General features: G+C 68.6%; 29 protein-coding genes and 1 tRNA gene. 16 read left to right on the forward strand and 14 right to left on the reverse strand.

Features of this window, described 5'->3' with window-relative positions; translation table 11 throughout:
* Positions 1-14 precede the first annotated feature (14 nt).
* Both ACZ6NZ_RS16545 and ACZ6NZ_RS16550 read right to left on the reverse strand, forming a co-directional pair.
* Positions 15-1673 (reverse strand): zinc-ribbon domain-containing protein, encoded by a 1659-nt coding sequence (locus ACZ6NZ_RS16545; RefSeq protein ID WP_465858836.1) that lies wholly within the window; start codon positions 1671-1673, stop codon positions 15-17.
* A 292-nt stretch (positions 1674-1965) separates the two neighbouring features.
* The gene (locus ACZ6NZ_RS16550; protein WP_465858837.1) at positions 1966-2208 is read right to left on the reverse strand and encodes a flavin reductase; all 243 of its coding nucleotides are present in this window, start codon (positions 2206-2208) and stop codon (positions 1966-1968) included.
* Positions 2209-2406: 198 nt separating this feature from the next.
* Between ACZ6NZ_RS16550 and ACZ6NZ_RS16555 the strand changes: the two genes are divergently transcribed.
* Entirely contained in the window at positions 2407-3174 is a 768-nt protein-coding gene (locus tag ACZ6NZ_RS16555) for a helix-turn-helix domain-containing protein (protein WP_465858838.1), read from the forward strand.
* Positions 3165-3356 (forward strand): DUF397 domain-containing protein, encoded by a 192-nt coding sequence (locus tag ACZ6NZ_RS16560; RefSeq protein WP_393219173.1) that lies wholly within the window; start codon positions 3165-3167, stop codon positions 3354-3356. Before ACZ6NZ_RS16555 ends, ACZ6NZ_RS16560 begins: the two co-directional genes overlap by 10 nt.
* Before the next feature lie 37 nt (positions 3357-3393).
* Here the strand turns inward: ACZ6NZ_RS16560 and ACZ6NZ_RS16565 are convergent, their stop codons facing one another.
* Positions 3394-4041, reverse strand: coding sequence for a DUF1349 domain-containing protein (locus tag ACZ6NZ_RS16565; RefSeq protein WP_465858839.1), 648 nt, complete (start codon positions 4039-4041; stop codon positions 3394-3396).
* A gap of 157 nt (positions 4042-4198) precedes the next feature.
* Here ACZ6NZ_RS16565 and ACZ6NZ_RS16570 point away from each other — a divergent pair, with 157 nt between their 5' ends.
* Positions 4199-4753, forward strand: a complete 555-nt coding sequence (locus ACZ6NZ_RS16570) for a hypothetical protein (RefSeq protein WP_465858840.1) — start codon at positions 4199-4201, stop codon at positions 4751-4753.
* Between the two features lie 92 nt (positions 4754-4845).
* A complete protein-coding gene (locus ACZ6NZ_RS16575) occupies positions 4846-5340 on the forward strand; it encodes a hypothetical protein (RefSeq protein WP_465858841.1) in 495 nt (164 codons plus the stop codon).
* Between the two features lie 68 nt (positions 5341-5408).
* On the opposite strand, the gene ACZ6NZ_RS16580 is transcribed toward ACZ6NZ_RS16575, so the two are convergent.
* Positions 5409-5924, reverse strand: coding sequence for a TetR/AcrR family transcriptional regulator (locus ACZ6NZ_RS16580; RefSeq protein WP_465858842.1), 516 nt, complete (start codon positions 5922-5924; stop codon positions 5409-5411).
* 50 nt (positions 5925-5974) lie between these two features.
* Here ACZ6NZ_RS16580 and ACZ6NZ_RS16585 point away from each other — a divergent pair, with 50 nt between their 5' ends.
* From ACZ6NZ_RS16585 to ACZ6NZ_RS16610, 6 genes are all read left to right on the forward strand, one after another.
* Positions 5975-6145: an SDR family oxidoreductase gene (locus ACZ6NZ_RS16585; protein WP_465858843.1), complete on the forward strand. Its 171-nt coding sequence runs from the start codon at positions 5975-5977 to the stop codon at positions 6143-6145.
* Positions 6146-6378: 233 nt separating this feature from the next.
* Positions 6379-7128 carry a Cap15 family cyclic dinucleotide receptor domain-containing protein gene (locus ACZ6NZ_RS16590; protein WP_465858844.1) on the forward strand — a complete coding sequence of 250 codons (750 nt, stop codon included), beginning with the start codon at positions 6379-6381 and terminating at the stop codon, positions 7126-7128.
* Positions 7121-7525, forward strand: coding sequence for an HIT family protein (locus ACZ6NZ_RS16595; protein WP_465858845.1), 405 nt, complete (start codon positions 7121-7123; stop codon positions 7523-7525). Before ACZ6NZ_RS16590 ends, ACZ6NZ_RS16595 begins: the two co-directional genes overlap by 8 nt.
* Before the next feature lie 22 nt (positions 7526-7547).
* Entirely contained in the window at positions 7548-9092 is a 1545-nt protein-coding gene (locus ACZ6NZ_RS16600) for a PEP-utilizing enzyme (RefSeq protein ID WP_465858846.1), read from the forward strand.
* Positions 9089-9895 (forward strand): PEP/pyruvate-binding domain-containing protein, encoded by an 807-nt coding sequence (locus ACZ6NZ_RS16605; protein WP_465858847.1) that lies wholly within the window; start codon positions 9089-9091, stop codon positions 9893-9895. Before ACZ6NZ_RS16600 ends, ACZ6NZ_RS16605 begins: the two co-directional genes overlap by 4 nt.
* A gap of 28 nt (positions 9896-9923) precedes the next feature.
* Positions 9924-10481: a histidine phosphatase family protein gene (locus ACZ6NZ_RS16610; RefSeq protein ID WP_465858848.1), complete on the forward strand. Its 558-nt coding sequence runs from the start codon at positions 9924-9926 to the stop codon at positions 10479-10481.
* Positions 10482-10570: 89 nt separating this feature from the next.
* Here the strand turns inward: ACZ6NZ_RS16610 and ACZ6NZ_RS16615 are convergent.
* Positions 10571-10657, reverse strand: a tRNA-Ser gene (locus tag ACZ6NZ_RS16615).
* A 75-nt stretch (positions 10658-10732) separates the two neighbouring features.
* Here ACZ6NZ_RS16615 and deoD point away from each other — a divergent pair.
* Positions 10733-11440 (forward strand): purine-nucleoside phosphorylase, encoded by a 708-nt coding sequence (gene deoD / locus ACZ6NZ_RS16620; RefSeq protein WP_074315244.1) that lies wholly within the window; start codon positions 10733-10735, stop codon positions 11438-11440.
* 176 nt (positions 11441-11616) lie between these two features.
* Here deoD and ACZ6NZ_RS16625 read toward each other — a convergent pair whose 3' ends face one another.
* Genes ACZ6NZ_RS16625 through ACZ6NZ_RS16640 form a run of 4 tightly spaced genes read right to left on the reverse strand, consistent with a single transcriptional unit; the run spans position 11617 to position 15120 of the window.
* Positions 11617-12816: an ABC transporter permease gene (locus tag ACZ6NZ_RS16625; protein WP_465858849.1), complete on the reverse strand. Its 1200-nt coding sequence runs from the start codon at positions 12814-12816 to the stop codon at positions 11617-11619.
* On the reverse strand, positions 12816-13499 hold the full coding sequence (locus ACZ6NZ_RS16630) for an ABC transporter ATP-binding protein (RefSeq protein ID WP_465858888.1): 684 nt from the start codon (positions 13497-13499) through the stop codon (positions 12816-12818). Before ACZ6NZ_RS16630 ends, ACZ6NZ_RS16625 begins: the two co-directional genes overlap by 1 nt.
* A gap of 8 nt (positions 13500-13507) precedes the next feature.
* Positions 13508-14599, reverse strand: coding sequence for a peptidoglycan-binding protein (locus tag ACZ6NZ_RS16635; protein WP_465858850.1), 1092 nt, complete (start codon positions 14597-14599; stop codon positions 13508-13510).
* Positions 14596-15120: a hypothetical protein gene (locus ACZ6NZ_RS16640; RefSeq protein WP_465858851.1), complete on the reverse strand. Its 525-nt coding sequence runs from the start codon at positions 15118-15120 to the stop codon at positions 14596-14598. The genes ACZ6NZ_RS16635 and ACZ6NZ_RS16640 overlap by 4 nt, the downstream gene beginning before the upstream one ends.
* Before the next feature lie 131 nt (positions 15121-15251).
* On the opposite strand from ACZ6NZ_RS16640, the gene ACZ6NZ_RS16645 reads away from it, so the two are divergent.
* Positions 15252-15908 (forward strand): response regulator transcription factor, encoded by a 657-nt coding sequence (locus ACZ6NZ_RS16645; RefSeq protein WP_366612357.1) that lies wholly within the window; start codon positions 15252-15254, stop codon positions 15906-15908.
* Positions 15905-17059, forward strand: coding sequence for a sensor histidine kinase (locus ACZ6NZ_RS16650; protein WP_465858852.1), 1155 nt, complete (start codon positions 15905-15907; stop codon positions 17057-17059). Before ACZ6NZ_RS16645 ends, ACZ6NZ_RS16650 begins: the two co-directional genes overlap by 4 nt.
* A gap of 14 nt (positions 17060-17073) precedes the next feature.
* On the opposite strand, the gene ACZ6NZ_RS16655 is transcribed toward ACZ6NZ_RS16650, so the two are convergent.
* From ACZ6NZ_RS16655 to ACZ6NZ_RS16670, 4 genes are all read right to left on the reverse strand, one after another.
* The gene (locus ACZ6NZ_RS16655) at positions 17074-17520 is read right to left on the reverse strand and encodes a nucleoside deaminase (RefSeq protein WP_366612390.1); all 447 of its coding nucleotides are present in this window, start codon (positions 17518-17520) and stop codon (positions 17074-17076) included.
* Between the two features lie 145 nt (positions 17521-17665).
* Positions 17666-18193 (reverse strand): tRNA adenosine deaminase-associated protein, encoded by a 528-nt coding sequence (locus ACZ6NZ_RS16660; RefSeq protein WP_366612361.1) that lies wholly within the window; start codon positions 18191-18193, stop codon positions 17666-17668.
* A 117-nt stretch (positions 18194-18310) separates the two neighbouring features.
* A complete protein-coding gene (locus ACZ6NZ_RS16665) occupies positions 18311-18478 on the reverse strand; it encodes a hypothetical protein (protein ID WP_167362451.1) in 168 nt (55 codons plus the stop codon).
* Between the two features lie 111 nt (positions 18479-18589).
* Positions 18590-18979, reverse strand: coding sequence for a hypothetical protein (locus ACZ6NZ_RS16670; RefSeq protein ID WP_465858853.1), 390 nt, complete (start codon positions 18977-18979; stop codon positions 18590-18592).
* Positions 18980-19043: 64 nt separating this feature from the next.
* Here ACZ6NZ_RS16670 and ACZ6NZ_RS16675 point away from each other — a divergent pair, with 64 nt between their 5' ends.
* Both ACZ6NZ_RS16675 and ACZ6NZ_RS16680 read left to right on the forward strand, forming a co-directional pair.
* Positions 19044-19808, forward strand: coding sequence for a M23 family metallopeptidase (locus ACZ6NZ_RS16675; RefSeq protein WP_465858854.1), 765 nt, complete (start codon positions 19044-19046; stop codon positions 19806-19808).
* A gap of 1 nt (position 19809) precedes the next feature.
* Positions 19810-20883 (forward strand): PHP domain-containing protein, encoded by a 1074-nt coding sequence (locus ACZ6NZ_RS16680; protein ID WP_465858855.1) that lies wholly within the window; start codon positions 19810-19812, stop codon positions 20881-20883.
* A gap of 28 nt (positions 20884-20911) precedes the next feature.
* On the opposite strand, the gene ACZ6NZ_RS16685 is transcribed toward ACZ6NZ_RS16680, so the two are convergent.
* Entirely contained in the window at positions 20912-21892 is a 981-nt protein-coding gene (locus ACZ6NZ_RS16685; protein ID WP_465858856.1) for a DMT family transporter, read from the reverse strand.
* Between the two features lie 130 nt (positions 21893-22022).
* Between ACZ6NZ_RS16685 and ACZ6NZ_RS16690 the strand changes: the two genes are divergently transcribed.
* A complete protein-coding gene (locus ACZ6NZ_RS16690) occupies positions 22023-23693 on the forward strand; it encodes a DUF885 domain-containing protein (RefSeq protein WP_465858857.1) in 1671 nt (556 codons plus the stop codon).
* Positions 23694-23945 lie beyond the last annotated feature (252 nt).

Genomic DNA, 23945 nt, shown 5'->3' on the forward strand with positions numbered 1-23945 from the left:
GGTGATTCGTTGCGTTATTTACTGGAGGCCGTGGTCAGCCAAGCGCGGATTGCCTCCATCACCTCTCGCGGGCGAGGGGCTGCCCCGTACACGTGGAACTCCTGGTAACGAGGGTGGCAAACCCCTAGTGGTGGCAGGTCGTCCTCACGGAGCCGGACCACGTAGTAGCCGGCGGCGAGCAAGTCACGACTCTTGGAGGCATCGACAAGCACTTTCGCTTCCGGCCGGTGCCAGTAGGCGCCGTCGTACTCAATGATCAGGCGGCCGGCGGCGGTGTTCACGAGGACGTCCGCCGACCAGGTCTTGCGCGCGGTGAAGGCAGGGTCGCGGAGGATCCCACCGGACTGCGCAGCTCCAAAGACTTCTTTGGCTGCGGAATGGTAGTCGAGTTCGATCTGAGACTTTCCGGTCGGCCGGCATTCGGGACATTGTGCCCCGTTCGTGCGAGATGACAGTGGCATCTGCCAGATGTGGTCGGGGTTGATCGAGCAGACCCACTCTGGGACGAACGCGGTGCTCCCATGTGGCCGCACCTGCCAAGGTGTGGTCGGGTTGCCCGGACCCCACTCCGCGGCTAGGCCCGGATCACGCCACGCCAGGGATCCGAGGATGGTACGGCACGCCGGGCACCGCAGTCGCTGGTACTTGTCCCGGTCTATCACCCTCTCCTGCCACTCGTGGCCGCAGCAGTCCGCACGCCACCACGCCTTCCGCTTCGAGTCCCACACCACGTTGCCCGGCGTGTACTCGCCATTGCGGGTGGGGTGCCATTGGGCGGCGATCTCGGGGAGGACTTCGGCGAGCGCCTTAGGCTCGGCGCGAGTGGCCTGGGACTTGCAGGACGGGCAGCCGCGGGAGTGGTAGGTGTGCGGCGCGAGGCGGGGCCGGTGACCGTTTGGACAGCGGAATCGGTAGGCCTGGAGTGACCCGGCCACCATCACCTCGCGCGGGTCCGCTTCGTCGGCCCACGCCGCCAGAAGGTCGACGACGTCGGCGACGGGCGTGACTTTGAGCCGCTCGTATTCCGCCTTCCACTCTTTGGCCTCCCGCTGCCTGCACGCCGGGCAGCGGGGGTGCGCGGCCATCTCGTAGATCTTCTCCTCGAACCGCAGATCACAAGTGGGACAGCGCCAATGGGCGGTGCGTCGGGCCCGCAGCGTGGCCGTGGCCAGCGATTTCACGTCATTTGTGTCGTGGTCCCACCAGGCCAGCGCCTCGGAGTCCGAACCGGCCAGCAGGGTCTTCGGCTCTACTGGCTTGTCGGTGGGATGGTTGGAGCGCGTGTTGCCGGAACAGGGGCAGCCCCATCCGAAGTCGGCGACCCGGGCAACCCGGATGATGCGACACGAGCGGCACTTGCCCCGCACGGGATCGTCGTCCCCAGTGACCTCTGCAAGGGTGTCCAGGAACTCCCAGCCGGCAGCTTCAAGGCGCTGAATGATTTCCTGGCGGGAGTGCTGCTTTCGAAGCCCCAGCCAGTCACTGCCGCGCGCCTCACCTGACCAAGACCTCCAGAAGCAGGCGCGGCACGTTTTCTCGCCAGCCTCGTTCTTGTCCAAGGTGTAATGCAGCTTGTAGTGGGCCTCTACGCCGCAGGTGAGGCAGCGGGTGAGCCGGTAGGCGTTGGGCCCAGTAAAGAGTTCGGTGGCCTCGAGCCCGCCGATCCGCAGCATGGTGTCGATGCACCGCGTGCACCAGGCGGGCCGTGTTCTGGTCGTGAACGCTGCCTGACTCGTGCACCCGCCCGTCGAACACTCCTGGACCTTCACATCGCACCTCCGACAGCAGAGGTTAGAGACCAACTTGGTCGACAGATGAGGCGCGGTCCGGTTGTCGTCCAACAAATCAGGCAGCAGCCCGCAGCGGTCTAATCGGCGCAATGAGACGCAGTAGCCGACTCCACCTTGCCGTCCTACTCCGACCTTCGGAACCTGGCGTTTCTCGCTTCGCGATACGGGGGCGAGGTCAGGCGCGGGCGCGGGCCCAGGAGAGGAAGCGGTCGGTCAGCCGGGCCGGGTCGACGTCGGTGAGGTGTTCGCCGGCCTCTGCTTGAAGCGTCGCCAGGTAGACGGTCAACGCGAGCCGGTCGTGCCGGTACTCGCCCAGCAGCCGCAGCTTCGCCGCTGAGCAGGGCCAGGCGATGCCGCATGCGGCGCAGCGCCAGGTCGGTCGGGTCGGCAGGTGGTTCCGGTGGCGGCGGCGGGGCATGGGCGGATCTCCTTCGCGGTGGACGGAGGCCGCTCCGCCTCCCCGTCGGAGCGGCCTCCGGACTGACGCAGACCGCCGGGCTCCTGCACCTCCACCGGCCACGCCGTCTTCTATCGACCACCTTTGGGTGAGTTACCAGACAGGTACACCGCGTAGCGATATGGTGCCCGGATATTTAGGACATCCGATGGAGGGGCCGTGAACGATGCGCTAAGGGTGGCGCTCAGCGACACCGGGCACACCACCGAATCCCTCGCCGAGACCGTCGGCGTCGACCCGAAGACAGTGGGGCGCTGGTTGACCGAGGACCGCATCCCGCATCCACGCCACCGGCTGGCGGCAGCGGAGGCGTTGCACAAGGACGTGTCGGACATCTGGCCGGACACTTCAAGACGTCGTGATCCCATTTGGTTTCGTCCGTGGCAGGAGATCGAGCGCGAGGCGGTGTCGCTTCGCTGGTTCGAGTCGACAGTTCTGCCGGGGTTGCTCCAGACCGAGGCGTACGCCCGCGCGATGCTGGGCGGCGCGGGCCTGATCCCCCGGGGCGAGATCGAGCGGCATCTCACCGTCCGGCTCGGCCGGCAGGGCATCCTCAAGCGGGACGACCCGCCGCAGTTCACGGCGGTGGTGGACGAGGCGGTCATCCGCCGTCCGGTGGGCGGCCGGTCGACGATGCGCGAGCAGCTGCTGGCCGTGGCGGCGGCCTGCGTCGAGCCGCACATCCGGGTGCACGTGGTACCCAGCACGGTCGGTGCCTATGCCGGCCTCAACGGACCTTTCGTGATCGCGCACAGCCACGACCACCGGATCGCCGGCTACCTCGACAACCAACTTCAGGGACAAGTCGCTAGCGACCCCGAGGACATCGCTGCCATGATGGCGGCGTGGGAGAACGTGCGCGGCGAGGCGTTGTCCCACTGGCAGTCGGTCCAACTCATCCAGGAAGTGGCGGAGTCATGGAGCTGAACGGCGCCCGGTGGCGCAAGAGCAGCCGCAGCAGCGGCAACGGCGGCGCCTGCGTCGAGGTCGCCGACAACCTGCCCGGCGTCATCGGCGTACGGGATTCAAAGGACCCGACCGGCCCGGCGCTCGCCTTCGCGCCCACGGCCTGGCGCGCGTTCGTCAGCCAGCTCACCCGACGCACCTGATCTGCGCCTGGTCACACGCCCCACCGCGGCGAACAGGTCAGGAGCCGTCGCGGAGATCCCCCAGACGCTGCGCCCGGAACGTGATCTCGTCGAAGGTCACGCTGCACCCCTCACCGGTCGGGGACTGGCCCGCGAAGCCGATCCGATCGCGGGACGCGTCGGGGTCGAGGAGGAAGACGCGGATCAGCTGCCAGGTCTCGCCGTCGACCGAGGCGTGGTACGCGTAGACCCCGTCAACCCGGGAGACCCGCAGCCACACCGACCGGTCGGGTACGACGAAGGCGTTCGCGTCGTCGGCGACGCCTCGGCAGATGACCGACACGATCATCGGCTCGCCCGCCGGGGAGAACTCGAAGCACAGCTTGGCCCAGCGCCGCTCGTCGAGCCACAGCAGGAGCACACCGGCATCGAAGGTGGCGGCGAAGTCCACGCTGACCCGGGCGCTGAACTGGAAGTCCCCCGCCGGCAGGTCCCCGAGCAGCGTCGCGGCGTTGAGCGTCGACTCGGCGCTGACCGTGGTGGTCTCGGCCGCGTCAGCGGCGCCGGTGCTGGGGTCGATGAAGATGTCCGTGAGCGGTTGCGCCTTGACCGCCACGGTGCCGGCCGCCTCGTCGACCTTCCACAGCTCGGCGGACGAGGGCACGAGCGGGAACGGCGCACCGGGAATGCTCAGTTGACTGACCATGGCCAGGACCGTACAACGGTCGCCCTGCTCGCCGATGCCCACTGATAGAGCAGAGCCCGGCACGTCCACCCTCCGGCCGGTACCGTCCCAGGCACCGACGACGGGAGGCCCGTCGTACACATGTTCTATCCACAGGCTGTGGACGACCGGAGGTTCCATGGCTTACCAGCTCAGCGCGGTGGTCGCGGACGTCGAACTGCTCCGCGAGCAGACCGCCGAGCTGGATCACGCGGTCCTCGGCGGGCTGCGTCAGGACTTCGCGTTGCTGCCGGTCACCCCGCAGTTGGTGATCGAGCTGACCGGGTCGTTGCCGGATTTCGCCACTGACGACCGGAGCGCCGCGCGTCCGTTCGGCCTGGTGTTGTCGACGGCGCTGGTCGAGGTGCTGAGCCGCTGGTCACAGTCGGGGCCGGTGGCCTATGTGGAGGCGGAGTTCGGTGGCGGGGTCGGCTACCAGTCGGCGGCGGTGTGGTTGGGCGGGGCGCTGTCCTGGGGGCCGCACTTCGACGACGAGTTGGACACGTCGCGTGAACAGTGGCCGATCAACGGCGCGCTGGGTCAGCTCGGCGTGGAGCCCGGCACCTGGATCGACCCGTTCGCCGAACTGGGGTTGCACCTGGAGCGGAGCACCGAGGGTTGGCTGGCGCACGGGCGGCGTCGACTCAGCGCCGACTACTGGGACGAGCTGGTCGAACAGTGGGAAAACCAGTAATCCGGCGTTCGGCAGCAACCTGAACGCTCCCGTTCCGTTGGGGACTGGGGGATTCCATGAAATTGCGACAATTTGCGTTTATCGCCACGCTGTTGACGGCTGCCTCGATCGCGGGCAGCGGCGTACCGCCTACCAGGTCGATTCCGAACGGCCGGCCCGCCGGCAACGTGGAGATCATCGACCTGAACGGCCTCAGCAATATCGAGTTCGGCACCACCGAGGACGAGCTGACCCGACGCGGCATCCTGCGTACCAGCCTGGACGCCTGCGGGCCAATGCTTGCTGGCCACGACACGGTCAGCCCGGTCTTCGTGGAGGACAAACTCGTGCTGCTCTGGGTCGGCGACCCGATGCGGACACCGGAGGGCATATCGGCGGGCTCGCCCGTCAACGAGGTCTGGGACCGCTACCCGGAGGTCAGCCGACTACGTGCTCCACAGGGGACGCACCGGCTCGACGGGTTACTGGCCCGCAGCGGCGACCGCGCGTACCTGTTCCTGCACGACGGCCGCACGGTCCGAAAAACCATCGCCGGGTACGCGGACTGGGCCCGCCGCCTCTTCAACGAGGGAACGGGCCCGTGCTGAGCCGGGTCGACCCATCGCGGCACATCAGTCCATAACGGATCGTCGTGTCTCGACGGATCAGTCGTCGCTCAGACCGGGTCGGTGGCCTGCTCCGGCGGGCGCGCCCCGGACGCGGCGGCGAAACCGGCGAGCGCGATCTCAGCGGCCTGCCGCAGGGCCTCCCGGCTGACCCCGGCGGAGGCATGCACCGCCTGCCCCTCGGTGACGATCATGACGAAGCGGGCGAGCGCGACCGGGTCGGCCTGCGCGGGTAGGTCACCGTCGGCGACGGCGCGGGCGAGCCGGTCGGCGAGGGCGCCCTCACCGCCCAGGCGGCTGGCGGCGAGGAATTCGGCGATCGGCGCGTTCGCCGTGGAGCAACTGGTGCCTCCCTGGATCGACAGGCAACCGGCCGGTCGATCGGTCCGGGTCACGGCGATCGCGTTCTCGCGCAGCAGGGTGGCGACCACCTCGTACGCGGTCGGTTGGGCGAAGGCGTCCCGCGCGTACCCCATGTCCCTTTCGGCGTAGCGGGCCACGGCCTTGCGGAACAGCTCCTCCTTGCCGCCGTAGGCGGCGTACAGGCTGGGCTTGTTGATCCCCATGGCCGAGGCGCTGGGCTGGACGCGGCCGGAAGATCCGGGTCAACACCCTGGTGCCCGGCTCGACCGAGACCCCCGGGCTCGCCGGCCTCGCACCCAGCCCCGCCGAGGCCCCCGGGCTGCTGAAGACCATCACCTCGACCGTGCCCATGCAGCGCATGGCACACCCGGACGAGATCGCCAACGCCGCGCTCTTCCTCGCCTCAACCAGAGCAGCTTCATGACCGGCGGCGAGCTGTTCGTCGACGGCGGCGAGCAGCAGCTCCGACGCGAAAACGCCCGGCCGATCCTCGCGGATCGACCGGGCGTTTCGGCACTACAGAGCGGTGGCGGAGGGATGAGCAGGAGTTCGCCGAATCTGCGCCCGGGATCGTTCGGACCCAATACCAGAAGTCACAGGCATAAACTGTCGGATTCTTGTCAGACTCGTGGACCCGACGCCCCGTAGCCTTCAGCTATGCGGCGGCCCGCCGTGATGATTGAGCCGCGGAAGGATGGAGAATTGATTCCGCAGCGCAGCTTGTTTACGGTCTATTTCCTAGTATATGCGGTTGCAGCGGCAGCACACTATCAGCTTACGCGCGGCGTGCACCTGTCGATTGCACCCTCGAAGGTCATCGCATCCGCAAGCTTTGCAATCGGACCCGCTTTTCTGGTCGTGGTGGCGTTCAACAAGTGGCTCTGGCGACCAAGATTCGTCAGGAAGCTATTCGGAATCGACACTCCAGACGTCTCCGGGCGTTGGACTGGTCACCTTAGATCGACCTACACGAACCACCAGTTCGACCACTACATGGTGCTTGAAATCTGGCAGACTCTCACTTCAATCGATGTTTGGTACTATGACCAAAACGCCGTCACGCACAGCCTGGTGGCTGGATTCGTGCGGAACGGCACCGGTGGCCCGATGAGGCTCTACAGCCTCTACTTGAATCAACCGATCACCACACAATACCGTACGTTGCACACCCACAATGGGGTAATGGATCTAGTCGTCAATACTGAGGAGAACCAAATCACAGGAACTTACTTCAACAACCCGCACCAGCGGAAGACCTATGGCGAGATACGGGTTACAAAAGAAAGCAGGAAACGCTTGGGGTCGTTCGGTCCCCACGGGACGAATTTCCAGGAATATCCAAAGCGAGGGGGCGTCCGCAACGCTCCCTCTACTGATCCGAACGTAGGAGTTGCAGAAGATGGGTGAGCTTAGGGACTCTTTCCAGTTGGAAGATCTCCGACGTGGAGCATTTCACATAGAGACCGAGCTCGCGATCTATAGTCGACGCCTGACAAACGAGCCAATCCTTGGGTCCGGCCTCATCGTTCCGAAGCGGCATGCCAGAACGGTATTTGACCTGACGACAGACGAAGTAGCGGATATTCACAAGTTGCTGCTCGACGCCAAGGCGTACCTGGAAAGCGAATTCAAACCCGACGGATACACCGTAGGCTGGAACGTCGGAGTAGTCGCTGGGCAGACAGTTCAGCACGCTCATCTACACGTAATCCCACGGTTTGCCACTGATCCACAGAGCGGCCTGGGTATTCGCTACTGGGTGCGCCAACGACGAGAAGCCGATAGCACAGCCGAAGTAGACTGAGAACTCTCTGAGGTGGTGCCCGTTGAACATTCCCCTCCCGTCTTCCGACTGGCTGGTAGGCTCGGTCAACCTGGACGAGGACCTCCACTACTCGTCATACTTCCTCAGAGCAGCCACTGGAAGCTTCGGCGACCATGCCACGCGATACAGTCGCGTCATCTCCGTCTACCAAGGCACCAAGGAGATCTATTTTGTCGAAGACCATGAGGCAAAAAGATCCGCCTTCGCACTCATTGACCAATTGCGCGACGGCGACGTTGCCTCTGAAATAGTCACCAGCCTTGCGAACAAGATCACCAAGTTCGAGCGATATGCGCACAAGACGTCCTTGAGCCATCGTCGAGGATTCACCAAGCTTCCGACTGCCATGGACTTCTATGAGGCGCACGATCGGAAATTACGAAAGCTGTATTCTGTAGCTCGGATACCTGAGGTGCTCGACCGGGGTCGCCCTTGGTTCACGGATCATCTTAAATCGATTCTGGCTGATCGACTTGGGCAGGAGATCACGTCCGACGAGGTATCACGGGCTTTTGTCACTCTCACGCTCGGCGACCCGGGAAAACCGGCTCGTACCAACGTGCTGTCCAGCGCCGGCTACGTTCACCTCGTATGGCAGGTGTCCACGTCCGACCTGCCACCGACAGCGCTTGAGACCATGTCCGAGAACCCCGGCCTTGCTCATCAACTGCTTTCGCCTGACATCCTCTCGCGCCTGAAGCTCGAATTTGACAACAAGAGATTCCTCTCTTACCACGGATACGTGCGCCGTAGTCCACCCGCCTTCGACGATTTCCTTGCCAGGTTCGTGCGGGATGTCGACGTTGCCCGCAGCCGCACGAGTTCTCAACTGCCTGAAGGCAAAGTTGCTCCGTACAAGCTCAGCAGAGCGCTGGACATGGACGAGGACCTAGTTTCTCTGTTTCGGTTCTATAGAGCGGTCGGGCACCTCAAGCTGAGGCGGCGCATCGCCCAGCTCCGCCTGTTCCCCATCCTGGATGATTTCCTTCGCCTAGTTGCCGAGGTGACCGCCACAAGGGAATGGGATCTGCGCCGAATGATGCCCGAGGAGCTGGTCGAATACGTGACGAGCCGCGGACGGTCCCAGCCAGATATTGGGAGCCGGTCCACCGCATGTCTGGCTCTGTGGTCCGCTGACGGCGTCTGCATCAGCACCTCGCCCAGCCTCACCGAGGACTGGCTGGGTTTTTCAAACGATGCCGGGCCTGTACTGGCCGGCGACCTGAGTGGCGAACCGGTGTACCCCGGTGTTCGCCGGGGTCGCTGTATCGTGCTCGACCGCTCGATGTTTGACAGGTCTGCGGCGCTTCTGTCCGACGACTATGTGCTGGTTAGCGAAGCCACGGACCTGGACATGCTTGATTTGATGGTTTCAGCACAGGCGGTTGTCACATCCCGTGGTGGCGTCACCTCACATGCCGCAACCATTTGCAGAGAGTTGGCCATCACGTCGGTCGTCGGAGTCAGAAATGCCTCGCAAACCCTCCGAACCGGCATGTTTATCGAGGTTGACGGCAATCGTGGTGTCGTCAGAGTTCTCACATGACCGGTGGTGTGGACGCCGCCGTTGGGCCAGGTACAGCCCTGCCCATTGTCCAACTTTCGGAGGCCGATGATCCTTCAGCATACGGCGGAAAGGCCGTGAAGTTGGGGAGGTTGATTCAGCTGGGTTTTCCCGTGCCGCAGGGTGTAGCACTGTCGGCCAGCGCCGCCGCAGATATCGCCAGCAATCCGAAGGCCTTGCGGAATGAGACTGTCTCCCGCCTAATGGAATACCTACCGATTCGTGATCAGTCCAACCCTCTCGTCGTTAGGAGCTCGGCAGTCGGCGAGGATGGCGAGCGCACGAGCTGCGCCGGCATGTACGAGTCGGTCCTCGGGATCAATCGGGAGCACCAGAAACTGGCGACTGCGATCACCGATGTCGTTCGGTCCTATGGCGCCCCTCGCGCCGCACTATACCGTCGCCTTGCTAAAGTCAACTCCTCCGCCTCTGGCATGGCGATCGTAGTTCAGAACATGGTCCAAGCGCGATGGAGTGGCGTCGCTCATTCCTCGGCAATCTACAGAGGTGTGACGGCCATGATAATCGAGTTCGACCGAGGTTTAGGTGGTGGCGCATTAGACACCGCCGACAGCAACAGATATGTCATATTCCGAAATACCGCGCGACCTCGCGAGTTGGTGTCTGGAGATGAAGTAGCTCCCGTGGAACTGCTGAGATCCGTGGAAGCATTCGTTTCCGAGATCGAGAAGATCTTTGGCACAGCGCAGGACGTTGAGTGGGCTGCGGACGAAGACCAGTTGTGGGTGATCCAATCTCGTGGGCTAGTCAATTCGATCTGGTAGTTGAACTGGGCCTTCCAGAGGAGTCGCGTTGAGTTTCATCGTAACGTTCTTCGCGCACGGCACGACGTTGGACAACGAGGCCAATATCGCCACCGGCTGGATGCCAGGAGAGCTGTCCCGGCGAGGTCGGGGGGAATGTTCCCAGCTTCGCGATCAGATTGCGCCGATCACCTTCGACGGCGTGTTCGCCTCGGACCTCGCGCGATCAATCATGTCAGCACGAATCATATTCGAGCCCGCGTATCCGATCCAGACCGACTCCCGATTGCGCGAGTGTGACTACGGTGCGATGACGGGAGCGGCAGCCAGCGAAATCTTTTCTTGTATTCACAGGCATGTCGAGGAACCCTTTCCCGGCGGGGAGTCCCTGCTAGATGTTCAGGAACGCGTCGCAAGCTTCGTCGAGGGTCTCCGCAGGGGGGGTGTTCCTGGCTCCAACGTTGCGATTGTCGGCCATCAGGGCACACAGCTTGCGTTGGAGGTCCTGCTGAACGGAAAGTCTTGGGCGGAAGCCCTATCCGACGATTGGCGTGGCTCTGGGCGGTGGCGACCAGGTTGGCAGTATCACGTACCGGACGGGCCATAGCGCACCTGTGCGGACAGCGCGGGCTCAGCCACTAACGAAGACGCCCGGCCGATCCTCGCGGATCGACCGGGCGTTTCGGCACTACAGAGCGGTGGCGGAGGGATTTGAACCCTCGGAGGGCGTTAACCCTCACACGCTTTCGAGGCGTGCTCCTTAGGCCGCTCGGACACGCCACCGCCGACGAGGGTACAGGACCGCCGGTTCCGACGCCGAACCGGTATCGCCCGGGCCGGCCTGGCAGGATCTTTGCCATGAGTACGCACATCGGCGCGAAGCCGGGCGAGATCGCCGAGCGGGTCCTGATGCCGGGTGACCCCCTGCGGGCCAAGTGGATCGCGGAGACCTACCTCGAGGGCGCCACCTGCTACTCGACGGTTCGGGGCATGCTGGGCTTCACCGGCCGCTGGAACGGCGTCGAGGTTTCCGTCCAGGGCTCCGGCATGGGCATGCCGTCGGCCTCCATCTACGCCCACGAGCTGATCAACGAGTACGGCGTGAAGACGCTGATCCGCGTCGGCTCCTGCGGCGCCCTCAGCACCGACCTGCAACTGCGGGACGTGGTGGCCGCGATCGGATCGTCCACCGACTCGAACATGAACCGGATGCGCTTCGACGGGCTTATCGACTACGCCCCGGTGGCCGATTTCGGGCTGCTGCGTACGTCGGTCGAGGTGGCCGAGCGGCGCGGCATCACCATGCACGTGGGGCCGATCCTGGCGGCGGACGCCTTCTACACCGACCGGCCGGACCTGTACGACACCCTCGCCGACTACGGCGTGCTGGCGGTGGAAATGGAGTCGGCGGCGCTCTACACGATCGCCGCCCGGTTCAAGGCCCGCGCGCTGACCGTGCTGACCGTCAGCGACCACATCAAGACCGGTGAGAAGACCACCTCGGAGGAGCGCGAGCAGACCTTCAGCCAGATGGTCGAGATCGCCCTCGACACGATCATCGCCTGACCCGTTCGGACGGCAATGCCGCGAAGAGCGTGATGACTGTGAGTCATAGTGATGCCTCACAGTCATCACGCTCTTTCGCATCAGACCGCCGGGCCGCGGATAGTCAGACGGGTGCCAGCACGTCAGACGGCGGCCAGCACGGCAGACGGCCAGCACATCAGACGGCGGCCAGCACGTCAGACGGCGGCCAGCGCCTCGGTCGGCGCGAGGCGGGCGGCGCGCACCGCCGGGTAGAGGCCGGCGAATCCGCCGATGACCACCGTCGCGCCCACCCCGCCGAGCATCGCCCAGGCCGGCACCACTGTCGGCCAGCCCTGCGACAGCGCGTAGCCCGAGGTGACCACAATGCCCAGCACCACCCCACCGATCCCGCCGAGCGCGGAGAGCAGCAGCGACTCGGTGAGGAACTGGGCCCGTACCTGACCACGGGTGGCACCGAGTGACCGGCGCAGGCCGATCTCGGCTCGGCGTTCGAGCACCGAGATCACCATCGTGTTCGCCACACCGACCCCGCCGACCAGCAGGGCGACAGCGCCCAGGCCCAGCAACAGGCCGGTGAACGCGTCGTCGGTCGCCTCGGCGGCGGCCAGCGCGTCCGAGGGCCGGGACACCTCGACCTCGTTCGGCGCCTCCGGGTTGGTGGTCGCGCCGAGCACCGACCGGACCGCGTCGACCTGCGACTCCTGCGCCCGGGTGTAGACGGTGGTCGGGTGACCGTCGAAGCCCAGGTACTCGGCCGCCGCCGCCCAGCCGACCAACGCCGACGTGTCCAACTCCGGGGCGAGCGGTGCGGCGGCGAGGGTGCCGACCACGGTGAACGGTCGCCCACCCAACCACACCTGCACCTGCGGGTCCGCCGAGGTGATCCCGAGCCGCTGCGCGGCGGTGACGCCGAGCACGACCGCCGGGTAGCGGGCCGTCGCCTCGTTGAGCCAGGTGCCGGTGGTCACCTCGGCTCCCACGGTGCCGAGCAGGTCCAGTCGGGCCGCCCGGGTGGCGATGCCACCGGTCTCCGCCGCCGAAATCCGGTCCGAGCGGTACACCTTGGCGTCGGGCACCTGCCCGGTGGCGGACACCTCGGTCACCGGGCCGATCCGCCCGATCATCGCGATCGACTCCTCGGGCAGTTGCGCGTCCGCACCGAACAGGGTGGTGCCCGGCTCGACGGTGAGCATGTTGGTGCCGAGCGCGTCGAGCGCCCGGTCCAACTCGGCCCGGGACGACGAGGAGATGCCGACCACCGCGATCATCGCCGCGATGCCGATCGCGATGCCCAAGGCGGAGAGGAACGCCCGCAGCGGGCGGGTCCGCAGCCCCACCCCACCGACGCGCACGACGTCCATCGGCCGCAGTCGGGCCGGGGTCAGCGTCGCCATCAGTCGACCCTGCCCGACACGAGGGCCGAGTCGTGCCGCACCGCGCCGTCGCGCATCCGCACCTGCCGGGGCAGACTTCCCGCGATCTCCCGGTCATGAGTGATCACCACGACCGTGGTGCCGGCCCGGTGCAGGTCGTGCAGCAACTCCAACACCCCGGCACCGGAGTGCGAGTCCAGGTTGCCGGTCGGCTCGTCGGCCAGCAGCACCGCCGGCTCGCCGACCACCGCGCGGGCCACTGCCACCCGCTGCCGCTCCCCACCGGACAGCTCGTGCGGCCGGTGCCCCAACCGGTGGCCCAGGCCGACCCGGACCAACGCGGCCTCCGCCCGTTCGCGCCGCCGCCGCAGCGGTACGCCGGAGTAGAGCAACCCGTCGGCCACGTTGTCGACGACCGGAACGCCGGGGGCGAGGTGGAACTGCTGGAAGACGAAGCCGATCCGGGTGGCCCGCAGCGCGGACAGCTCCCGGTCGGTCAGCTTCGCCGCGTCGTACCCGTCGATGAGCACGCTGCCCGACGATGGCCGGTCCAGGGTGCCGATCAGGTGCAACATGGTCGACTTGCCCGATCCGGATGGACCGACGATCGCGACCAATTCGCCGGGACCGACCCGCAGCGACACCTCGTCCAACGCGACGACGCCACCGGCGTACCGCTTACTGACCCGGTCGAGCACGATCACCTCGCTGCTCACCTCGGCACCACCACCGTCGTGCCCTCGGTGAGGCTCGTCCCGGAGACCTCCACCCGCCCGTCGGCGAACAATCCGGTGGTCACCGCGAGGACCCGGCTCGCGTCGCCATCGACGACCTGAACGCCGTAGCCGCCCTCGGCCAGCGCCAACAGAGCCGCCACCGGCACGGTGAGCACGTCGCGGCGCTCCGAGACGGTGAACGTGACGTCCGTGCTGGCCTGGTCGAAGCCGGTGAGTGCCTTCGGGTCGGTCACCGCGACCGTCACCTCGATCGTCGTCTCGGCCTCGCCGGCCTGCCCGTTGGCGCCGGCCGCGCCGGCCTGGACGACCGTCTCGACAGTGCTGACCGTGCCCGGCACCGTCGCGCCGTCCGGCAACCGCACGGTGACCTTCGCGTCGCGCTTGGCCAACCGCTGGTCGTCCACGTCCAACTCGACGGTGACGACCCGACCGGTGCCGGTGTACGTCAGCACCGCCTTGCCGGGCTGGATGAGATCGCCGACGTCGACCTGGTGGCTCTCCACCCGGACCTCCCGGTCGGCGTACACGACCCGCCCCGACTCGACCCGACCGGTTTCGGTCAGGCCCAGGTCCTCCTGCCAGTCCCGGACCGCGTCGGCGGTGGCGCCGGTGTACTCGTCGTCGATGGTGAAGCCGGTGTAGCCCAGCGCGCCGAGGTTCCGTTCGAACTGCGCGACGTCGGGCCCCTCCACCCCCGGGGCGAGGGTCCGGTACGCGGGCAACCCGCCGTAGAGCAGCACCACCTCCTCGTTGTCGACCAGGTAGAGCGCCTTGCCCCGCCGTACCGTCGACCCGGTGGCCGCCAGCGCGGTGACGGTGCCGTTGAGCTTCGCCGTGGCGGTACGCGTCGCGCCGTACCCCAGCTCACCGTCGGCGGTCTCCGAGTCGGCGAGGGTCTGCCGGGTGACGGCGGCGGTGGCGGGTGGCACGCTGCCCGCCTGGGCCCGGCCCCCGTCGGTGCCGCCGCCGAAGCCCACCGCGGCGACCACGCCGACGGTGGCGACCAGCAGGACGACGCCGCCGGTGACGGCAGCGCGCAACCGTGAGCGTCGGATGGCGACGGTCACCGGCCACCCCCGAACTGCGGCGCGTGCTGCCGGCACTTCTCCATCGCGGCCTTCATGGCCGGGTCGCCGATGTTGATCGCATTGCCCTGCGTCCCGATGCGGACCCGCCCGTCGGCGTCCGGGTCCGGAAAGTCCGGCACCCCGTTCTCCCGCATGCACCTGGCCAACGTCCGCATCTGCTCGGCCTGCTCGGGGTTGAGCTGCGGTCCCTGCCCACCGTTCGGCAGTTTGTCCTGGCACTTCTCCAGGGCCGCCTGGGCCTTCTGCTGGTCCACGTCCGCGCCGAACTTGAAGTTGGGACGGCCGCCCGGCTCCGGGTCGGACATGTCCACCCCGTTCTCCCGCATGCACCGGGCGAAGGCGAGCTGCCGGTCCGCATCGCTGACCGGCACACCGCTCGCCGTGGCGCTTGTCGACGCCCCGCCGGCGGTCGCCACCCCGCCGCCGTCGTCGTCTCCCGCGCCACACCCGGCCAGCGCCAGGGCGAGCAGGACAGGTGTCGCGAGCAACAGTCGCCGCATGGTGTCCACCTCCGCTGAGGGTCCGACGCGACTCGTCGGACGTCGGCACCCAGTGCACGGCAGCGCGCGTATCCCCGGCGTTACCGTCGGCGGTTATGCCGCCGTTACCGCACCCCGAGCACCATGGAGGGGTGAGAGTGCTGGTGGTCGAGGACGAGACCGTGCTGGCGGACGCCATCGCCGAGTGGCTGCGTCGGGAGTCGTTCGCCGTCGACGTGGCGTACGACGGGGACGCCGCGTTGGAACGGCTCGGCGTCAACGAGTACGCCGTGGTGGTCCTGGACCGGGACCTGCCGGTGGTGCACGGCGACGACGTGTGCCGGGCGATCGTGGCCGCGGGCGGGGAGACCCGGGTCCTGATGCTGACCGCGGCGGCGGCGGTCCGGGAGCGGGTGGCGGGGTTGGCGCTCGGCGCCGACGACTACCTGACCAAGCCATTCGCGCTGGTGGAGTTGTCGGCGAGGGTGCACGCGCTGACCCGGCGAGCCCGCCCGGCGGCACCGCCGACGCTGCGCCGCGCCGGCATCCAGCTCGACGCGGCCCGGCACGAGGTACGCCGGGACGACCGGCACGTGGCGCTGTCCCGCAAGGAGTTCGCGGTGCTCGCCGAGTTGCTGCGCGCCGACGGTGCGGTGGTCTCCGCCGAGGACCTGCTGGAACGCGCCTGGGACGAGCACATCGATCCGTTCACCAACGTCGTTCGGGTGACCGTGATGAAGTTGCGCCGCAAGCTGGGCGACCCGCCGGTGATCGAGACGATCCCGGGGGCGGGGTACCAGATCCGATGAAACGCCTCACGATCCGCGCCCGGCTCACCCTCATCTACGGCGGGCTCTTCCTGCTGGCCGGCGTGGTCCTGCTGGCCGTCACGTACGTGCTCGTGGATCAGCGCATGCCGCAGCCGTTCGGGGTGAAACTGAGCGACCTGCCGAAGACCAGCCCCACGACGCCCAGCGGGCAGAACATCGACACTGTGCGCTCCCTGCTCCAGCAGGTCCAGGACGAGGCGAAGCGCAACGCGTTGGAGTCGCTGCTCACCCAGGGCGGCATCGCGTTGATCGTGGTGTCGACGGTGGCGATCGCGTTCGGCTGGCTGCTCGCCGGTCGGGCCCTGCAACCCCTGCTCCAGATCACCGGCACGGCCCGCCGGATCGCCGGCGCGGACACCGCCGGCCGTGGCCTGCACGAGCGGATCGCGCTCACCGGACCTCCCGACGAGGTACGCGAACTCGCCGACACCTTCGACGAGATGCTGGAACGGCTGGACCGCTCCTTCGACGGGCAGCGCCGGTTCGTGGCGAACGCCTCGCACGAGCTGCGCACGCCGCTGGCGCTCAACCGCGCCCTGGTGGAGCTGGCCATCACCCGCCCGGACGCCTCGGCGGAAACCCGTCGACTGGGCGAGTCGCTGCTGGCGGTCAACGAACGACACGAGCGGCTGATCGACGGTCTGCTGACCCTGGCCGACTCGGAGAACGAGCTGACCGAGCGTACGCCGGTCGACCTGGCCGAGGTCTGCGCGCACACGACCGACCAGGCCGGGAAGCAGATACCCGGCGTGCCGGTCCGGCGGGCCCTGGCCCCGGCGCCCACCAGCGGCGACCCGGTGCTGTTGGAGCGGCTCACGTTCAACCTGGTGGAGAACGCGTTGCGCCACAATCTGCCTGCCGACGGGTGGGTGGAGGTGCGCACCGGGTTGGTCTCCGGCCGACCCACCCTCACCGTGACCAACACCGGCCCGGTCGTCCCCGGCTACGACGTCGAGACGATGTTCCAGCCCTTCCGTCGGCTGTCGCGGGAGCGGGTCGTCGGCGCGCGGGGCTTCGGGTTGGGGCTGTCCATCGTCCGCGCGGTGGCCCGGGCGCACGGCGGCACCGCCGAGGCGCAGCCCCGACCGGACGGCGGTCTGGTCGTCACGGTCACCCTGCCGCCGGCCTGACCGGCGACCCGGCCTCAGCGGAAGAACGCGCGCAGGACGGTGGCGGTCTCGGCCTCCAGCACCCCGCCGTAGACCTCGGGGCGGTGGTTGAGCCGGCGGTCCCGCAGCACGTCCCAGAGTGATCCGGCCGCGCCGGTCTTGGGCTCCCAGGCACCGAACACGACAGTGGAGACCCGGGCCAGCACCAGCGCCCCGGCGCACATGGTGCACGGTTCGAGGGTGACCACCAGGGTGCAACCGTCCAGCCGCCACCGACCGGTGCGCTCGGCGGCCCGGCGCAGGGCCAGCACCTCGGCGTGGGCAGTGGGGTCGCCGGTCAGCTCGCGTTCGTTGCGTCCGGTGGCCAACTCGGTGCCGTCCGGCCCGTAGAGCACCGCCCCCACCGGCACGTCGTCGACGTCGGTGCTGACCGTGTCGTCGACGGGTGGACCGGCGACGGCCACCTCCAGGGCTCGGCGCATCCACAGCTCGTGCCGCTGTCGTCGGCCGACCTCACCCAGGTCGGCCAGGCCCTCGTGCGCGCCGGGCCCGGCGCGGCGCACCGCGCCGGGGGTCGGCTGGCCCGGTCGGATCGACTCCAGCGATGGATCGGTGGCGTCGGCCGGCTCAGACCTCACGCAGCTCCTCGACCTCGTCGGCGCAGCCGAGCACCTGGCAGATCTCGGCGGTGACGTCCGCCGGCATCATTCCCTCGTGGGTGCAGAGGGTCAGCAGCTTCTGCGCGGAGATGCCCAGGTTGGCCAGCAGGTCGGCGTCGCCGACCGGATCGGCCTCCGGGTCGACGACGGGCTGCTCGCTCTCCTCGTCGCCGGTGCTCACCGGGCGTGGCTCGTCGTCACCGTCGAGCCCCGTGACCGAGGTCTTCAGGTCACCGACCAGCAGCGACCCGAGCTGCGACTCCTCCGCGTACGCGGAGTCCGAACCGAAGACCCGCAGGTCCTCGCCCTCGTCCAGGCGCAGGATCACCAGGTACGCGTCGTCGGCCTCGACGAAGAGCAGCGACACGTCGGCCTCCTGGTCGACGTCACGCAGCCGGTCGGCAACCTCGTCGATGTCGGCGGCGCCACGCAGGCTGACCTCGGCGGCGGTCCAGCCACTGTCGTCGCGCACCACGGCCGCAGCGAAGTACGACACGGTCCCCCCAAATAGCCTCGACACAGCGTCGACTCGTTACGCGTGCACGTTAGCCGGTCGGGTCGGCGGGCGACCCGTCAACGCCCCGAAGGGCGGGTCATTCCTGACAAAGTCGAATCAGCCGACGACTCGACGGCGGGTGGCGATGAGCTGGCGCAGACGCTCGGTGCGCTGCCGCTGCGGTCGGCTGCGCTGGCGGACCGCCCGGGCGCCCGCCAACTCGGCCAGCAACTGCAGTCGACGGCGATTGCGATCGGGATCCTGCCGGGGAGTGGTCCAGGCCATAGTTGCGAGCGTGCCGAGTCTCGGCGGCCACGTCAAGACGGCGTTCGCTACGCATCCAACCGGGCACTCGGTGCAGTCATCGGGCGCCGTTTCGATGCCCGTCCGCGCCGGTCACCACAGCGGCCAGTCACCACTGGTGGCCCAGCGGACCGCCACCACCGCGGCGGCGATGCTCCAACCACCCGCCGTCACGATGGCGACCCCGGTGGCCACCCCTCGGTCGCCGAAACGGATCAGCACCAGGGCGGTGGCCCAGGCCAGCAGCCCGGCGAACACCGTCCACCAGGCGTAGCTGGCCACGTCGGTGCCGAGCAGGCCGAACAGCAGCAGCCAACCGGCCGCCACGCCGCCTCCGGCGGCGACACCACCGCCGGTGACCGGGTGCGGTTCGCGGTAGGTGGGCCGTGGTGGTGGCCCGGAGGGGAAGAGACCCGACGGGGCACGCGGAACCGGGCGGGCGGCGCCGAAATCGGGGCCAGGTTCGGGTCGGGCAATGGTCACCGTCGCTGCCCTCCCTCACGCGTGCCGCTCGTGCCCACGGTACCGGCTCTGCCAGGATGACCGGATGTCCTCGCCGACGATCAGCCGCCGCGCTCGTCCGGCGTACCCGATCCTGCTGTTGCTCGCCCCGGTGCTGGCCGCCGGCTGCGCGACCACCCGGCCGGGGGTGCCCGACGGCGCAGCGCCGACGCCACCTTCGGTCTGGGCGACCGCCGACCAGCCGGCGTCGCAGCCGCCGCCCATACCGGCGGCGACCGATCCGAGTTCCCCGGCGCCGTCGTCGGCCAGGCCGTCGGCGGCGGCACCCCGCACCGGGCTGAAGCATGTCTTTCCGGTACGCGCCGACGACGTCGACTACCACCCGACGCACGGGGCGTACCCGGCGACGGACCTCTTCGCCGACTGCGGTGAGCCGTTCGTGGCGGTGACCGACGGGACGGTGCTGGAGGTGAGCCGAGTGGACCGGTACCGCAAGCGTGGGCCGCAGGGCCCGGACAACGGCGGCCTGTCCGTCGCCCTGCTCGGGGACGACGGGGTGCGCTACTACGGCTCGCACCTGAGCGTCGTGACCGACGGGGTCGACGCCGGGGTGCGGGTCCGTGCCGGGCAGCAGCTCGGCAAGGTGGGCCGCACGGGCAACGCGAACAACGTGTGCCATGTGCACTTCGGCATCTCGCCGGCGTGCACGGGCAAGGACGGCTGGTGGATCCGGCGCGGGGTGATCTGGCCGGCGCGTTATCTGGACTCCTGGCGGCGCGGCGGCAACCGGGAGCCGGTCACCGAGGTCACCGCGTGGCAACGCCAGCACGGTTGCCCGAAGGCGCCCTGACATGGCTCACGCGAGAGATCCCATCGCCGACCTGCGCCGGATCGCCTTCCTGCTGGAACGGGCGAACGAGGCCACCTACCGGGTACGCGCGTTCCGGTCGGCGGCGAAGGCGCTGGCCGGCCTGCCTGCGGCTGAGCTGACCGAACGGGCCGGCAACGGCACGCTCACCGACCTGGCCGGGGTCGGTGACGTCACGGCCCGTTGCGTGGCGGAGTCCCTCGCCGGTGAGGAACCGGTCTATCTCCGCCGTCTGGTGGCGACCGAGGGCAGCGATCTGGACGCCGAGGCCACGGCGCTCCGCGCCGCCCTGCGCGGCGACTGTCACACCCACTCGGACTGGTCCGACGGCGGCTCACCCACCGAGGAGATGGCCTTGGCCGCGGTGGAGTTGGGCCACGAGTACCTGGTGCTGACCGACCACTCGCCCCGGCTGACGGTGGCCCGGGGGCTGACCGCGCAGCGGCTGCGCCGGCAGCTCGACCATGTGGCGCAGGTGAACGCGGCGCTGCCCGAGGGGTTCCGGATCCTCACCGGGATCGAGGTGGACATCCTCGCCGACGGTTCCCTGGACCAGGACGACGACCTGTTGGCGCGGCTCGACGTGGTGGTCGGCTCGGTGCACAGCGGCCTGAAGGACGAGCGGTCGAAGATGACCCGGCGCATGCTCAAGGCGGTCGCCAACCCGCACCTGGACATCCTCGGGCACGTCACCGGCCGGATGGTGTCGTCCCGCCCGGCCGGGGTGACCGGTCCGGGCGATCGGGGGCACCGCGCGCGGACCAGGGCGGAGAGCGACTTCGACGCGGACGCCGTCTTCGCCGCCTGCGTCGAGCACGACACCGCCGTCGAGATCAACTCTCGGCCCGAGCGGCAGGACCCGCCGAAGCGCCTGATTCGTCGGGCCCTGGAGGCCGGCTGCCGGTTCGCCATCAACACCGACGCGCACGCGCCCGGCCAACTCGACTGGCAACGGTTCGGCTGTGAGCGCGCCGCTCTCTGCGGCGTCCCCGCCGACCGCGTGATCAATACCTGGTCGGCGGAGCAACTGGTGGCCTGGACGCACAGCCGGACCTGATCCCCGCGCTGGTCGACACTGTGGTCAGTCAGCTGCGGGCGGGTTCGGCGGCGGGTGTGGCGGGAGCGCCGACGCCGACGACCGGGGTGCTCCGGCGACGACTGAACATTCCCTGCGAGACCGCGACCCCGAGCAGCACGATCAGCGCGCCGACCGGCTGGTGCCAGTTGAGTCGTTCGTCGAGCGCCAGCGCACCGATCAGCACCGCGAAGATCGGGACCAGGTACGTGACGGTGGACGCGGTGCTCGCGCCGGCCACCCGGATGTTGCGCATGTTGATCACGAACGCGAGCCCGGTGCCGAGCGCGCCGAGGATCAGCACACTTGCCACCACCCCCGCCGACAGCTCGGTGGGCAGCGGCGGCAGGCCGGCGACGAAGGGAGCGACGATGGCCAGCTGCGCGGCCGCGAGCAGCAGTTGCGCGGTGGAGAGCGACAAGCCTGAGTACGCGCTGTCGGCGACGAACCGCTTCTGGTACGGGATGGCCACGCCGTAACAGGCCGCCGCACCGAAGCACATGAGCTGCCCGGTGAAGTGCGCCCCGCCGATACCCTCCCAGACGCCGAGCACCACCAGCACCCCGACGAAGCCCAACCCGAGCCCGACCGCGCGGCGCACGGTGAGCCGCTCGGTGCGGAAGACCAGCACCGCCAGCGGCAGCACGATCAACGGCGTGGTCGCGTTCCAGATGCCGGCCAGCATCGACTCGACCCGTTGCTCGCCGTAGCCGAAGAGGGTGAACGGCACGGCCACGCCGAAGGCTGCGACGACGGTCAGGTGCGCCCAGACCCGGGGCTCGTGGGGCAGCCGGTCGCGCAGCACGGCGAGGACAACCAGCAGAGTCAACGCGCCGGCGACGACCCGGTAGAGGGTGAGGTGGATCGGGTGCAGCTCGGCCACCCCGACCTTGATGAAGAGAAAGCTGGAACCCCAGATCGCGGCGAGGGCGACAAAGCCGGGCAGCCAGGCGCGGACCGGAGCTTTGTCAGGAGTGGTATCGGTGGTCACCCCTGACACTCTGCCGCAAACGTCCGACAAAGTCGCGCGCCTTTCGGCGATCACGCCGTGCCTGAATCCGCAGCTCCAACACGGCAAACGTCCGCGACACGGGGGTGGGGTGGTCACGTAGGGTCGCAGCGTGGGACGAATTGATGAACTCGCCAACCGCTACGTGGCCGAGTGGGCGCCGTTGAGCCCCACCGGCGCGACCTTCGTCGGCATCGCCGGCCATGACGACCAGCTCGACGACCTCTCGCCCGACGGCTACGGGGCGCGCGCGGACCTCACCCGCCGGACCCTGGCCGAGCTGGAGGTGACCGAGCCGGAGACCGAATCGGAACGGACCGCCAAGGAGGCCATGCAGGAGCGACTCGGGCTGGACCTCGCCCGGTACGACGCCGGTGAGGTGACCAGCGAGGTCAGCGTGATCACCAGCGGGCTGCACGAGATCCGCATGGTGTTCGACCTGATGCCCACCACGACCAGCGACGACCAGGCCAACATCGCCGCCCGGCTCAACGGCTTCGGTGCCGCGCTGGAGGGCTACAAGACCACGCTGCGGGAGGCGCTCGCCGCCGGCGAGGTCAGCTCGAAGGTGCAGTTGGTGGAGGTGGCCAAGCAGTGTGACATCTGGGTCGACCCGACCGGTGACAACTTCTTCCACGGGCTGGTCGAGCGGCTCGGGGCGGAGGGCACGCTCGGCTCGGAACTGCGTCGGGGCGCGGCGGCGGCGACCGCGGCTACCGCCGAGTTCGGCCAGTTCCTGCGTACCGAGCTGGCCCCGCACGGGCGGGACAAGCAGGCCGCCGGCCGGGAGCGCTACGAGCTCGCCTCGCAGTACTTCCTCGGCGCGAAGGTCGACCTGGACGAGACGTACGCCTGGGGCTTCGCCGAACTGGCCCGCCTGGAGGAGGAGATGCGGGTCGTGGCGGGGCGCATCGCCGGCTCCGGTGCCACCGTCGACGAGGCAGTGACCAGGTTGGACGCCGACCCGGCCCGCACCATCCAGGGCAAGGAGGCATTCCGGGACTGGATGCAGGCGCTGGCCGACAAGGCGATCACCGAGCTGCACGGCACCCACTTCGACATCCCCGAGCAGGTCCGCCGCATCGAGTGCTGCCTCGCCCCGACCAGCGACGGCGCCATCTACTACACCGGCCCGAGTGAGGACTTCTCCCGCCCGGGTCGGATGTGGTGGGCGGTGCCGCAGGGCATCAGCGACTTCTCCACCTGGCGAGAGGTGACAACGGTCTACCACGAGGGCGTGCCGGGTCACCATCTCCAGGTGGCGCAGACCGCCGTCCGGGCCGACCTGCTCAATCGTTGGCAGCGGCTGCTCTGCTGGGTCTCCGGGCACGGTGAGGGCTGGGCGCTCTACTCGGAGCGGCTGATGGACGAGCTGGGCTACCTGGAGGATCCGGGCGACAAGCTGGGCATGCTCGACGGCCAGGCGATGCGCGCGGCACGGGTCATCGTTGACATCGGCATGCACCTGGAGCTGGAGATCCCGAAGGACAATCCGTTCGGGTTCCACCCGGGCGAACGGTGGACGCCCGAGCTGGGCTGGGAGTTCATGCGGGCGCACTGCCGGGTTCCGGACGAGAACCTGCGCTTCGAGCTGAACCGCTACCTGGGTTGGCCGGGGCAGGCTCCGTCGTACAAGGTGGGTGAGCGGATCTGGCTCCAGGCCCGCGAGGACGCCAAGGCCCGCAAGGGCGCCGATTTCGACCTGCGGGAGTTCCACCGGCAGGCGTTGGACCTGGGCGCCCTGGGTCTCGACCCGCTACGCCGGGCGCTGGCCCGGCTCTGACCGGGCGGTGGCTGCGCGCGCCGACGGTACGACGAGTCCGTCGCCGCGCGCGGCCACGCCGCGAGGCGAAACTGCTCGCCCTTCCCCCCGGGCGGAGGCGAGCGCGCTGCCGACGACCGACGGAGGGGTGGGGCGCGGGGGGGGGCCCCCCCCCCGCCGTCAACCGGGGGGACGCCCCGCCGCGCCGCGCCACCACCCCCCGCGCCGGCCCCGGGGGGGGGCCCCGCCGGGGCGGCCGCGTACCGTTTGGGG

This window comes from Micromonospora sp. NPDC047756 (genome assembly GCF_055587245.1).

Coding starts and splice junctions, on each gene's coding strand:
- ACZ6NZ_RS16545 (WP_465858836.1), bottom strand. CDS start 1,673: ATGCTGCGGATCGGCGGGCTCGAGGCCACCGAACTCTTTACTGGGCCC.
- ACZ6NZ_RS16550 (WP_465858837.1), bottom strand. CDS start 2,208: ATGCCCCGCCGCCGCCACCGGAACCACCTGCCGACCCGACCGACCTGG.
- ACZ6NZ_RS16560 (WP_393219173.1), top strand. CDS start 3,165: ATGGAGCTGAACGGCGCCCGGTGGCGCAAGAGCAGCCGCAGCAGCGGC.
- ACZ6NZ_RS16565 (WP_465858839.1), bottom strand. CDS start 4,041: ATGGTCAGTCAACTGAGCATTCCCGGTGCGCCGTTCCCGCTCGTGCCC.
- ACZ6NZ_RS16570 (WP_465858840.1), top strand. CDS start 4,199: ATGGCTTACCAGCTCAGCGCGGTGGTCGCGGACGTCGAACTGCTCCGC.
- ACZ6NZ_RS16580 (WP_465858842.1), bottom strand. CDS start 5,924: ATGGGGATCAACAAGCCCAGCCTGTACGCCGCCTACGGCGGCAAGGAG.
- ACZ6NZ_RS16590 (WP_465858844.1), top strand. CDS start 6,379: ATGCGGCGGCCCGCCGTGATGATTGAGCCGCGGAAGGATGGAGAATTG.
- ACZ6NZ_RS16595 (WP_465858845.1), top strand. CDS start 7,121: ATGGGTGAGCTTAGGGACTCTTTCCAGTTGGAAGATCTCCGACGTGGA.
- ACZ6NZ_RS16605 (WP_465858847.1), top strand. CDS start 9,089: ATGACCGGTGGTGTGGACGCCGCCGTTGGGCCAGGTACAGCCCTGCCC.
- deoD (WP_074315244.1), top strand. CDS start 10,733: ATGAGTACGCACATCGGCGCGAAGCCGGGCGAGATCGCCGAGCGGGTC.
- ACZ6NZ_RS16625 (WP_465858849.1), bottom strand. CDS start 12,816: ATGGCGACGCTGACCCCGGCCCGACTGCGGCCGATGGACGTCGTGCGC.
- ACZ6NZ_RS16640 (WP_465858851.1), bottom strand. CDS start 15,120: ATGCGGCGACTGTTGCTCGCGACACCTGTCCTGCTCGCCCTGGCGCTG.
- ACZ6NZ_RS16650 (WP_465858852.1), top strand. CDS start 15,905: ATGAAACGCCTCACGATCCGCGCCCGGCTCACCCTCATCTACGGCGGG.
- ACZ6NZ_RS16655 (WP_366612390.1), bottom strand. CDS start 17,520: ATGCGCCGAGCCCTGGAGGTGGCCGTCGCCGGTCCACCCGTCGACGAC.
- ACZ6NZ_RS16665 (WP_167362451.1), bottom strand. CDS start 18,478: ATGGCCTGGACCACTCCCCGGCAGGATCCCGATCGCAATCGCCGTCGA.
- ACZ6NZ_RS16675 (WP_465858854.1), top strand. CDS start 19,044: ATGTCCTCGCCGACGATCAGCCGCCGCGCTCGTCCGGCGTACCCGATC.
- ACZ6NZ_RS16680 (WP_465858855.1), top strand. CDS start 19,810: ATGGCTCACGCGAGAGATCCCATCGCCGACCTGCGCCGGATCGCCTTC.